Source organism: Corynebacterium sp. LaCa54 (assembly GCF_046717495.1).
Lineage (GTDB): Bacteria > Actinomycetota > Actinomycetes > Mycobacteriales > Mycobacteriaceae > Corynebacterium > Corynebacterium kefirresidentii.
On the sequence record NZ_CP177115.1, the window covers coordinates 2,111,867 to 2,123,185 of the forward strand.

The following is an 11,319-nucleotide window of genomic DNA, read 5'->3' on the forward strand; positions in this document are numbered from 1 at the left end:
CCACTACCTGGTTTAAGTACCCACCGCGCGGCCCTTGTTCCTGCTCGAGCAAGGGCCGCGCTTTTTGTCTATCCACGGCGACTGAACCAAAAGTCTCCGGGCGCACTTCAAATATAAATCCACCCATCGGTCTCCCCCACAGGCAAATGCATATGTGAGTTATGGCATACTACTCGCACGTGTGATGCACGCCACCTGCCCGTCTATGAGGAGACACACACCATGAACTCTCTTGTCCTCGCCATCATCGGTATCGCGATGATGGTTGCCGGCTATCTGCTCTACTCCAAGTTCCTAGGGCGAAGAATTTTCCGGCTATCCCCGAATTACTCCACCCCGGCCCACACCATGGAAGACGGCGTGGATTATGTCCCGACCAATAAATACGTTTTGTGGGGCCACCACTTCACTTCCGTAGCGGGTGCAGCACCGATTATCGGTCCTGCCGTAGCCGTTATCTGGGGGTGGGTACCGGCATTTCTCTGGGTCACCATCGGCACCATATTCTTCGCAGGTTTGCACGATCTCGGCGCTCTGTGGGCCTCCCAGCGCCACAAGGGCCAATCCATTGGTACCTTGTCTGGGCGCTATATCGGCAAGCGCGGGCGCAACCTCTTCCTCATCGTCATTTTCCTGTTGCTTTTGATGGTGAATACTGCCTTCGCAGTGGTCATCTCCAACCTGTTGGTATCCACTCCCACGGCCGTCATTCCCACGTGGGGCGCCATCGCCGTCGCACTGCTTATTGGCCAGGCCATCTACCGCCTGAAGTGGAACCTACCGCTGGTATCTATCGTGGGTGTGGTCGCGCTCTACGCGCTGATGATTATCGGCGACCGCGTGCCCGTGGTCTTGCCAGATACCGTCCTGGGGATTCCCGCCAATGGCGTGTGGATCATCTTGTTATTCATCTACGCCTTCATCGCTTCGATGCTGCCGGTATGGGTGCTGCTGCAGCCACGCGATTACATCAACGGCCTGCAGCTTTTCGTAGGTTTGGCCATCTTGTACGGGTCTTTCCTTATCACTCGGCCCTCGATTATGGCGCCAGCGTTGCGCGATAACGTACCAGACGGCACCCCGGGCATCTTTCCGCTGCTCTTTGTCACCATCGCCTGCGGCGCTGTCTCCGGATTCCACGGCGTGGTGGCCTCCGGTACCTCTTCCAAGCAGGTGGATAAAGAAACCGACGTGCGCTTTGTGGGCTACTTCGGCGCCGTGGGCGAGGGCTTGCTCGCACTGGGCACCATCATCGCTACTACCGCCGGCTTCAAGACCGCCGCGCAGTGGGAAGAAATCTACTCCGAGTGGAACGCTGGCGGCGTAGACGCCTTTGTGCAAGGCGGCGGCGCGCTCATGAATGAGGGCTTGGGTATTCCTACCTCGCTTTCCGGCACCATCTTGGCCACCATGGCCGTGCTTTTTGCGGCCACCACTATGGACTCGGGCGTGCGCCTGCAGCGTTTGGTGGTCCAAGAAATCGGCGAAATCATAGGCGTACGCATCAAGGCTTTGGCCGCCACCGTCATTGCGGTGGGCTTGGCCTTTGGGCTGACCTTCTCCGCCGGCGTGGACGGCTCGGGCGGCATGACCATCTGGCCGCTATTCGGCACCACCAACCAGCTCATGGCAGGGCTCACCTTGACCATCGTGGTAGTCATCCTCACCCACCTACGTCGGCCGACGTGGCCGGTGGTCATCCCACTCATCTTTGTTACCGCCATGTCCCTGTGGGCCGCGCTCCTGCAGCTAAAGTCGCTATTTACTAGCCAGAACTGGCTGCTGTTCTGCATGGACGCCATCATCGTGGTGGCCACCATCTGGGTCATTGTGGAGGCCGCCGGTGCCATCTCTCGTGCCCGCAAGGAGGCCCCACTGGAGTGGTCCGATGATGATCTTGACGCCCCGCTGCCTGAACATGCTCGACAAGCTTAGGGCTTTCGGGGCTGGTCTCAATGAGTTCTACCAGGCCCCGTACCGCGCCAGTTTTGCCAGGGCTCAGCAGCAGGAAGACGATCTCTTCATGATGCTGGTGGCCTCGGAGGCTCTGGGCATTCCCAACCCGGCCAGTTACTACACCCTGGAGCTTTTGCCGTTGGTCTATGAGGATTTCCACGCCTGGCATACGCGCATGGGAATGGAAAGATCCCCGCTGGAGAATATTCAATGTTGTTAGAGACCGCCCCCATCATGTTCTTTGGCGGCAAGGGCGGGGTGGGCAAGACCACCTTGGCCACCGCCACCGCGCTGCGCCTGTCCCGTGATCACCGCGTCTGCTTGGTCTCTACGGACCCAGCGCACAACCTGGGACACATCTTTGGCACCGCGCTTGGCGATGCCCCCGTGGCCCTCACCCCTTCCCTCTCCGCCATCGAGATCGACCCGGCGCGCGCCACAGAACAACATCTTGCGCAGGTGGGTTCTGCAATGCGCCGTTTCATGCCCGAGCATCTGCACGGCGAGGTCACAAAGCATCTGGACTTGGCCCGGCAATCGCCCGGCACGCAGGAGGCAGCACTATTGGAGCGTATCGCGGCGCTCGTCGGCCAAGAGTCCGACGTCGATTACCTCATCTTCGATACCGCTCCATCCGGGCATACCTCGCGGCTGATGGCCTTGCCAGAAATCATGGCCGCCTATACCGATGGCTTACTTTCCCGGCGCGAAAAATCCGATAAATTCGGCTCGCTAGTACGCGGAATGTCGCCCGGAAACAGCGCGGATAATGACCCCGTGGACCGGCGCAATCAGGAAATTCGCGCCACTCTTTTCCAGCGGCGCGAGCGCTTTTCCCAGTTACGCGCGGCGCTGACTTCACCGCGCACGGTCTTCCATATTGTCCTTAACGCCGAGCGCCTGCCCGTACTCGAGTCAGCCGAGTTCCACGCGGACCTCACCGGAAATGGTGTGCACGTGGGGTCCATGCTGGTTAACCGCCGTACCCCTGCCAATCAGGGAGAATTCCTCGCCGCCCGCCGCGCGGCCGAAGATGAGGCACTCGCACTTCTGCGCGCCGAGCTCCCACAGACCCCAGTGCGCGAGGTTCCGTGGCTGCCAGAGGAAGTGGGGACTCCGGGGGCCGTCGAAAAGCTGGCGGAATTTCTCTAGCTCTTCCCCCAACCAGCCCCATCAGGATTTCTAGTCTGCTAAAACCGAAATATGACTTTGCTCACCAACGAATACCTATCCCACTTGCGCGAGGAGGCCGCGGCCGATTCTGGGCTGCGCATCGCCCGCAACGCCATCACCAATGTCGGGGCGGCGAAAGCGGCCCTAGACCGCGACCGTATTACGGCCCTCTACCCCACCACCGAGGTCAAGCTGGATAGCTTGGAGGTAACGGATCAAAAGCGCTCCGGCCGCTGCTGGATGTTCGCCGCGTTAAACGTCTTCCGCCACCGCGCTGCTCAGGAACTCAACGTAGATAATTTCGAGTTTTCCTTCACCTACCTGCAGTATTTTGACAAGCTGGAGCGGGCCAACCTGGTTCTCAACCAGCTGCTGGATAAAAAGGACGCTGGTTGGGATGAGCGCACCGTGGCCGCAGTGCTCGACCACGCCGGGGCCGATGGCGGCTGGTGGTGCTTCTTTAGCAACCTGGTGGCCAAGTACGGCGTGGTACCTGCCGAGGTCATGCCGGAGGTCCGCTCGTCTGGACATACCGCGGAAATGAACCGCGATCTCGCCACGGTGGTGCGTCGCGCCGCCGCGCTAGATGGCCCGCGCGAGGACATCCTTGCTCAGGCACGCAAAGATTTCCACCGCATCCTGGCCATCCACCTGGGCACCCCGCCCGAGGAATTTACCTGGGCGTATCGCACCAAGGACGAGCAATTCGTGCGCCTGCACTCCACCCCGCGCGAGTTTGCCAAGAAATACCTACCCCACCTCGACGAGTTCGTGGTGCTGGCTGATGACCCCCGTTCCACCAACCCCAAGCATCGCGTATTTAGCAGCGCTGATGAAAGCAATGTGCTGGGTGGCGCGCCACAAGAGTACTTAAACGTCACCGTGGAAGAGCTCAAGGAGACCGCCAAGCGCAGCCTAGCCGCCGGCGAGCCGGTGTGGTTTAGCTGCGACGTCAACCGTCAATTCTCTTTCCTCAACGGCGTATGGGACGAGGGACTGGTGGATACCGATGGCCTCTACGGCATCGATTCCACCATGACTAAGGAGGAGCGTTTTACCTCCGGCGAGACCGCACCTACCCACGCGATGGCGCTCACCGGTGTGGATGGGGACCGAGCTTGGCGCGTGGAGAACTCTTGGGGCTCCAAGCCACCGCGGAAAGAAGACGGCGAGGAGGTGCCGGGCAAGGGTTTTGCCACCATGTCCGATGCCTGGTTTGACCACAACGTCTTCCACATCGCCGTGCGCAAGGAGCACCTGAGCGATGAGCTTTCTCAGGCGCTAGATACCGAACCGATTGAGCTTCCCCTCTGGGACCGGATGAACTAAGGAGAATCGAGAAATGACCGAGATTAACCCGAACGAGGTTCATGCCGCCAATGCTGAGCTCGCCAGTGATGCCACGCTGCGCTTGGTACGCAATGGGGTGGCTCAGGAAGGCGTCGATAAGCTCAGCCTCGACCGCGAGGTACTGCACACCCTTAACCGGGTGACCAGCCATAAGCTAGATTCCTGGGGCGTGGCCGACCAGAAGGCTTCGGGCCGCTGCTGGATTTTTGCCGGCCTGAATTCCCTGCGCGGTGGGCTGATGGACAAGGCCAAGCTTAAAGATTTTGAGCTTTCCCAGACCTATATTTACTTCTTTGACAAGCTCGAGAAGGCCAATTGGTTCCTTAGCGCCATGGCTGAGCTGAAGGACCGCGATATTACGGACCGCACCGTAACCAAGCTCATGGATGATCCGATCGATGACGGCGGACAGTGGTCCATGTTTGTCGCACTGGTGGAAAAATACGGTGTAGTACCGCAGTACGCCATGCCGGAAACCGCTTCTTCGGAGGCCACGGCGATGTTGAACCGTAACCTGCAGACCGTGCTGCGCCGCGCCGCGCACCGGATCCGCAGCGGCGAAGAGGGCGCGCACAAGCAGGCGCTTGCCGACGTCTACCGTATCCTCACCGCCAACCTGGGCCTGCCGCCGGAGGACTTTGTCTGGCAATATCGCGATAAGGATGATGAGTTCCACCGCGCGGGCACCTTTACCCCGCAGGAGTTTGCCAAGGAATACCTGCCCGCAGACCTCAGTGAGTACGTGTGCGTGGTCAATGATCCCCGCAATGCCTACGGGAAGCTCTACACCGTGGAATACCTGGGCAATGTGGCCGGCGAGCGCGTAACCTATCTGAACGCGCCGGTGGAGGTGCTGCGCGATGCCGCGCGTGACTCCATCAACGATGGCCAGCCGGTGTGGTTCGGCTGCGATACTGACCAGCAATCCGATGATGAGCACGGCGTGTGGGCCAAGCAGCTGCACGATTATGAGGCCTTCTACGGCGTGGAGATGGATCTGGACAAGGCACAGCGTTTGCGCCTGCACGAGTCCATGATGACCCACGCGATGGTGTTTACCGGCGCCGATATCGCCGAAGGCGGCGCAGTACAAAGCTGGCGCGTGGAGAATTCCTGGGGCCCAAAGAAGGCCGATAAGGGCTTTTGGACCATGGCGGATGACTGGTTCGATGAGTTTGTCTTCGAAATTGCCGTGCACCCCTCCCGCCTGCCGGAGCAGTACCAAGCGGCGCTGCAGTCCGAGTCCGTGACCACCCTGCCGGCCTGGGACCCGATGGGAGCGCTGGCGCGCTAGGCCTGCGGTGCGCCCAAGCGGCGCACATAGAGCATGCATACCAAGTCGCGGTCCTCGTTGACCGCGATGGTGCGCTCGCCCACCTGGCTAAAGCCCCGGCTGTCATAGAACTGGTACGTACAGCCATCATCGGTAAACAGGTAGATATTCTTCCCGGAATGGCGGGATTCGAAGGCCTCAAGCAGTGCCGTTCCCACGCCGCTCACGCCGGAGTTAGGGTCGGCGACGAGGAAGCCAATCTCGCCATCAATGGGATGCTCGCCTAGGTACTTGAGCAGCATGTCCTTATTGGCAGCATCATAGTCATCGCGGTGTCCGCCGGGGCGTAGGTTATTGAAGATTTCCACCGCATGGACATAAGCCTTGCGCCACCATGGATACGGCAACGCAGGCTTGCCTTTCATGGAGGCTAAAAGTACACCGAGAAAGCGGTCACCATCATAAGCGGCCAGGATATCGGTGGCCTTGGCGCGCTCTAAATCCCAAAAATAGCGGCCATAGGCGCGCTCGAAGCGAGGATTTTTCACAAACCAGTGCAGATGCATGCCTTCAATGGCAAAGGAAATGGCCTGGGGTTCATCGCGCGGGTCTAAGTCGCGGATCTGGATATCGGTCATTAGTCCTCCGATAGCTGTTGGGAAGCGGCATCTTGTGCGCGCTGTAGCGCGCGTTGTTGCTCGCGCTCGAGCTCGGCCTTGGCTTCGTGCTCTTCAATATTATTAAAGCCGATGCCCAGCGGCAGGCCCACATTATCGATGAGGCGGACGCCACCGATTGTCGCGGCGACGAGCAAGCGGGCATCACCCTCCTCGGGAGGCGTGCCGAGGTCGCGACCGCGCACCTCGAGGTAGTCCGGCTCAACGCCTGCTGCGCGCAGGACTTCCGCGGCCACCTCGCGGACCTTCTGCGTACCGGCTTCGGCGGCATGCGCGCCGGCGGTCAGCGCGGCGGATAGGGCCGCAGCTTGGTCACGGGATTCGGCCGGGACGTTGGTATTGCGCAGGCTCATCACCACGCCATCGGGCATGCGTACGGCGGGCACGCCCTGCACGCGCACGCCTAAGTGGAAGTCTTGGACCGCGTGGTGGATGGCGAGGAGGAGCTCGTAGTCCTTTTCGCCGAGGAGGACGTCGGTAGGCGAAAGCGTCAGGATGAGCGCAAGGTATAGCGAGAGGTCCTCGCTAAGGTCCGGCTCGAGGGCGGTCGCGGCGTCGACCGGAGCCACGGCGATGCGGCGACCATGCGGCCACAAGATTTCTGGCGAGTAATCCCACACGATGTCCACGCCCTCGGCGCGCAGAAGCTCAAGGTCCTCCTCGTGCGGGGACTGCAGAGCCACGACGGTAACCGCGCCGCGGATGTGCTTGGCCGCGCGCACCAGCGCGATATGGCCGGCGTGTACGCCGGTAGTTAGCGGTACGAAGGCGACTGGGCGGCCAGTCTTGTGAAAAGCACTACCGACCATGCGGATGCGCTCAATGTCGTTGATGACGGTAGCGTTTCCCAGCTCTAGGCTCATCGGCTCTCCTCTTGTAGGGCCCACATTTCTAACTCTTCGCGGCCGTCCACCTCTCCTAGGCGGCGGGCAACTTCCACGTAGCTGCGCCGCAGTCCGGGGTCGGTGGCGCCGCGGTAGGCGGCGATAATTTCTTCGGTGTCCATGTCCTCACCCACCATGGGCTTTTCCTCTGCAGAGGGGAAGAAACGAGCATCGACCGCCGCAGAGATGTGCAAGCGACGCAGCATCTCGGCGTAGTAGGCGCGGGCGGCAAAGGGAGGACGTTCGGCATCGGAAAGCGCGACGGCTTCGCCGCGGAACTCGGTGATATTGAGCTCCACTACAGTCTCACCCAGCTCGTCCAGGGTGGTCACGGCCCAGCGCATATGTGCAAATGGGGCGAGTGCCGCAACGACACACCCGCGGGTTTCTAGCGGATCTAGCACTTGGACACCGCGCGAAAGGCAGGTGTGGAAAACGATTAATCCGCGATGTACGTGTGGCTCAAGCAACTCCACGGTAGCTTCCAAGCGGGAATCGCCCACGGCGATAATGAGAGTTTCGAAGGAAGAAAGCTCGGCCGGGTCCGAGAGCATCTGCACCTCATGGCCGACGCGTTCCATGGCATTGGCCAAGGTAAACCCGGCCAAGCTCCGACCAAAAAGGGCTACCCGCATGCGTGGCGGGCGCATTTATTTATCCTTCTTATTCTTCGCCTGGGCCAGCAGCTCGGCCACGGAGACCGCGCCCTCGCGCTTATCGTCGCTGCGGCGGCGGCCGCGGGAATCAGGCTCTTCGGCGGCCGCGCGGTGATGCGCGCGGCCCGCCTTCTGGCGCACCGGCTCGGACTTTTCTGGGGCTACGTGCTGGCCGGAGCCTGGGTACTCAGCACGCTCATCGCGCTGTGGTGCCGGCTGCTGCGGGATGTCCTGGGTCTCATCATTAGCCTTGGTGGCAGCCTCTGGCTTGCGGTGGCTGCCATGGTGCTCGCTGGCCGCGGACGTGCGGGTATTCTTCAGGGAATCATCGCCGCCGGAATCCCAGCGCACGGCCTGGAATCCACCAGTATTGAAGGTAGAGGCACCAGAAGTCTTGCCGGAGTTGCGCTGCGCACGGGTCTTTTCGCTGATGATGTCATTAAGCGGGTTGGACTCGGCATGAGCCGCGGAAGGCTGGTTGCCCAAGCGGCCGGCGATGGCATCGGCGGACGGGGCGCCGGAGGAAGACTGGGTGAAGTCCACATTGCCCTCCTCAGAACCAGGGCGAGCAGCAGCCGCGGTCTGGGCCTCGAGCTGCATGATGCGGCGCGCCTCGGCGTGCAGAGCGGCCGGTTCATAGGTGAAGTTCTGGCCGGAAAGATCCTCGATCTGCTTGCGGATGGAAGCCAGCTCGGTGCGGATCTCATCCAGCAGTTCCTGATCCGGCAGCGGCTGGCCATCGGCGGCGCGGGCTTGCTTGAGCTCGGCGCGGTGAGCGCGCTCCTGCAGCTCTAGCTTGGTCACGGACTCCTCGGCCTGGCGGCGGTAGCGCATCACCAAGAAGAAGCCAAGCACAGCGGCCCACAAAGCGGCGATGAGCGCAATCTTAAGGGCTGCGGCAGAGCCGGAAATCAGCATGACGATGCTGGCTACAACGGCCAGCACCACGAGGACGATGAGCCCGGTCTGGCCCAGATCCGGCTTGGTCGTCTTGGCGGGAGTTTTGCTAGAAGAAGAGCGCGGCTCAGTCATGCTCACTAATGTACCGCTTGTACCCCATCTGGTGGGGGCGGGGTCTCGCAGTGTCGCTCTAGCCGCAGGCCAGCGGCGGCCATCGCGAGGCCGCCGAGCGCGGAGGCAATGACCCCTACGAGGTCATCGGAGGCCGCGGTTAGCGTACCTGCGTTGGGAATGACGTAGACAGCAATTCCGGCATAAATGCCACCCACGATGGAACCCGTCCATGCCGAGGCCTTTCCTACCAGCATGAACTGCGTGATGGTCATGGGGTTGAGCTGCGAATTATCCAGGCCAATGCCATGCTCGTCCTCGGTGGCTTGGTCCACCTTCCAGGTCAGCGCCAGGCAGATAACGGCCATAAGCCACAGCGTGGCCGAGACCGTTACCGGGATTTGCAGCATGGAGCCATAAAAGCGCGTGGTGAGGATGGCCGCCGCGGCGGCGAAAAAGACCCCGGTGCCAATGAGGACACCCAACGAGGTCCGTGTCATAGCTCCTCCATCATGCCCAGCCGGCGAATATCGGCGCGCTCCTGCGGGTCGAGTGCTGCTACCCGCTTGGCGACGCCCTCCCCACTCAACCTAGCACCACCATCGGCCGCCAACCAGGGAATCAGCACGAAGGCGCGCTCGTGGGCATAAGGATGCGGGACGGTGAGCTCCGGGTCATCGGAGGTGTATCCCTCGATGTCCACGATGTCTACGTCTAACGTGCGCGGGCCCCAGTGACGCACCCGCACCCGCTCCGCGGCCTCCTCGAGCTTCTGCCCGCGGCGCAGCAGTTCCTTGGGTGACTCGTCCACATCCACAATGAGCACGGCATTGAGGAATTCATCCTGGTCCGTTACTCCCCACGGCGGGGTGGCATAGACCGGCGAGGCGGCAACAATGTCGCCGGCGAATTCGTCGAATACCGTGCGCAATAGCTTCACGCGGTCATCCATATTGGATCCGATGGATAGCACCGCGCGCATTAGAGCGTCCTCGCGTGCTTGCGGGAGCGGCGGGCGACCACGACGACATCGGCAAAAGTGCGCGGAATCGGTGCCTTCGGCTTATGAAGCGTGACCTCGACGGCGTGCAGGCCCTCGAAGGTAGCCATGATGGTATCGGCCACCTCGCTAGCGACGGTCTCGATGAGGTCGCGGGCGGGGCCTTCGATGATGTTTGCAGCGACGTCGGCAAGCTCGGCGTAATTGATGGTCTTGGTCAGATCATCGGTAGCGGCGGCCTCGGCGAAATCGGACCAGCAGGTGATGTCCACGATGAAAGGCTGGCCGGTACGCTTTTCTTCCTCAAAGACGCCGTGGTAGCCAAAGCATTCCAGGCCGGTGAGTTCAATGCGGTCTGCCATGATTTACTCCTCAGGTTTACGTGATAGAGCCGTGGACTTCATAGTTCCATTGCCATCAGCGCCATTGCTATAGCTGCCGCTGGCGTTGACCCCGCCTGTGTAGTCATTGCCGGCGTTCCAAGCGGCCGCCACATCCACGGCGTCGCGGGAGACAGCAACCTCATGCACGCGCACACCCCACGCCCCCATCTGGGCGGAAATGGCGGTTACGGCCGCGGTAGCGGGATCGGCCAGCAGCGGGCTGGACTCCACGCCGCGATCCTCCCGAATGGCGGCCAGGAAGCGTTTACGGGATGCTCCTACCAGGAGGGGAAATTCGCCGCCGAGGAACTCCGGCAGGGCCTTGAGCAACGCCCAATTATCCTGCGGGGTTTTGGCAAAGCCCAAGCCCGGATCGAGCACGATATTATCGCGGCGCACGCCGGCGTCTAGCGCGTTATTCGCCAGGCGTTCTAGGGTTTCTCGCACATCGCGCACCACATCGCCGCCGTGATCCGCGCTGCCGGCCGCGGAGCCGAATGCGCCCTCCTGCAGCGTACGCCAGTGCATGAGGCACACGGGCACGCCGGCCTCGGCCATCGCGCGATACATCTCAGGATCCGCCAGGCCACCAGAGACATCATTAATCATGTCCACGCCGGCCGCTGTCGCCGCACGTGCCACCGAGGCGCGCATCGTATCCACGGAGGTGCGGATGCCGAGCTTGCTCAAGGCCTGAATGACGGGCACCACGCGGCGCTCCTCGACGTCCGCCTCCACGCGGACCGCGCCCGGGCGGGTGGATTCGCCGCCGACGTCAATCATGTCAGCACCCTGCGCCACGAGCTCGCGGGCGTGATTAATGGCGGCATCAAAGTCCAACCACCGGCCGCCATCGGAAAAGGAATCCTCCGTAACGTTGACGATGCCCATCACCAGAGTGCGATTGCTCCGGGTCAGATCCGAAACCGAGGTTGCCTGCTGCATGGCGTGCTCCT

13 protein-coding genes are annotated in these 11,319 nt (G+C 61.6%); 5 read left to right on the forward strand and 8 right to left on the reverse strand.

Going from position 1 to position 11,319, the window contains the following annotated elements:
* The first annotated feature begins 222 nt into the window (after positions 1 to 222).
* From ACLI1M_RS10245 to ACLI1M_RS10265, 5 genes are read left to right on the forward strand one after another with little or no spacing between them, the layout of a single operon-like run.
* Positions 223 to 1,935: a carbon starvation protein A gene (locus ACLI1M_RS10245; protein ID WP_408918576.1), complete on the forward strand. Its 1,713-nt coding sequence runs from the start codon at positions 223 to 225 to the stop codon at positions 1,933 to 1,935.
* Positions 1,919 to 2,176, forward strand: a complete 258-nt coding sequence (locus tag ACLI1M_RS10250) for a cory-CC-star protein (protein ID WP_034655984.1) — start codon at positions 1,919 to 1,921, stop codon at positions 2,174 to 2,176. The genes ACLI1M_RS10245 and ACLI1M_RS10250 overlap by 17 nt, the downstream gene beginning before the upstream one ends.
* The gene (locus ACLI1M_RS10255) at positions 2,167 to 3,108 is read left to right on the forward strand and encodes an ArsA family ATPase (protein WP_086588207.1); all 942 of its coding nucleotides are present in this window, start codon (positions 2,167 to 2,169) and stop codon (positions 3,106 to 3,108) included. Before ACLI1M_RS10250 ends, ACLI1M_RS10255 begins: the two co-directional genes overlap by 10 nt.
* A gap of 51 nt (positions 3,109 to 3,159) precedes the next feature.
* Positions 3,160 to 4,458 carry an aminopeptidase C gene (locus ACLI1M_RS10260; RefSeq protein WP_411706556.1) on the forward strand — a complete coding sequence of 433 codons (1,299 nt, stop codon included), beginning with the start codon at positions 3,160 to 3,162 and terminating at the stop codon, positions 4,456 to 4,458.
* 13 nt (positions 4,459 to 4,471) lie between these two features.
* Entirely contained in the window at positions 4,472 to 5,773 is a 1,302-nt protein-coding gene (locus ACLI1M_RS10265) for an aminopeptidase C (protein WP_248100108.1), read from the forward strand.
* Here ACLI1M_RS10265 and ACLI1M_RS10270 read toward each other — a convergent pair.
* The 8 genes from ACLI1M_RS10270 to folP are packed head-to-tail and all read right to left on the reverse strand — an operon-like array spanning position 5,770 to position 11,308.
* Positions 5,770 to 6,390 (reverse strand): GNAT family N-acetyltransferase, encoded by a 621-nt coding sequence (locus tag ACLI1M_RS10270; RefSeq protein WP_301732985.1) that lies wholly within the window; start codon positions 6,388 to 6,390, stop codon positions 5,770 to 5,772. The two genes, ACLI1M_RS10265 and ACLI1M_RS10270, sit on opposite strands and share 4 nt — an antisense overlap.
* Positions 6,390 to 7,292, reverse strand: a complete 903-nt coding sequence (locus ACLI1M_RS10275) for a pantoate--beta-alanine ligase (protein WP_408918579.1) — start codon at positions 7,290 to 7,292, stop codon at positions 6,390 to 6,392. The genes ACLI1M_RS10270 and ACLI1M_RS10275 overlap by 1 nt, the downstream gene beginning before the upstream one ends.
* Entirely contained in the window at positions 7,289 to 7,963 is a 675-nt protein-coding gene (locus ACLI1M_RS10280) for a hypothetical protein (RefSeq protein ID WP_248100102.1), read from the reverse strand. Before ACLI1M_RS10280 ends, ACLI1M_RS10275 begins: the two co-directional genes overlap by 4 nt.
* Positions 7,964 to 9,001 (reverse strand): cytochrome P450, encoded by a 1,038-nt coding sequence (locus ACLI1M_RS10285; protein ID WP_248100101.1) that lies wholly within the window; start codon positions 8,999 to 9,001, stop codon positions 7,964 to 7,966.
* Positions 9,002 to 9,006: 5 nt separating this feature from the next.
* Positions 9,007 to 9,480 carry a DUF3180 domain-containing protein gene (locus tag ACLI1M_RS10290; RefSeq protein WP_248100099.1) on the reverse strand — a complete coding sequence of 158 codons (474 nt, stop codon included), beginning with the start codon at positions 9,478 to 9,480 and terminating at the stop codon, positions 9,007 to 9,009.
* A complete protein-coding gene (gene folK / locus ACLI1M_RS10295; RefSeq protein WP_411706557.1) occupies positions 9,477 to 9,962 on the reverse strand; it encodes a 2-amino-4-hydroxy-6-hydroxymethyldihydropteridine diphosphokinase in 486 nt (161 codons plus the stop codon). Before folK ends, ACLI1M_RS10290 begins: the two co-directional genes overlap by 4 nt.
* Positions 9,962 to 10,342 carry a dihydroneopterin aldolase gene (gene folB, locus ACLI1M_RS10300; RefSeq protein ID WP_023019932.1) on the reverse strand — a complete coding sequence of 127 codons (381 nt, stop codon included), beginning with the start codon at positions 10,340 to 10,342 and terminating at the stop codon, positions 9,962 to 9,964. Before folB ends, folK begins: the two co-directional genes overlap by 1 nt.
* A 3-nt stretch (positions 10,343 to 10,345) precedes the next feature.
* Complete coding sequence (gene folP, locus ACLI1M_RS10305; RefSeq protein ID WP_023019933.1) at positions 10,346 to 11,308, reverse strand: dihydropteroate synthase; 963 nt, start codon at positions 11,306 to 11,308, stop codon at positions 10,346 to 10,348.
* Between the last annotated feature and the right edge of the window lie 11 nt (positions 11,309 to 11,319).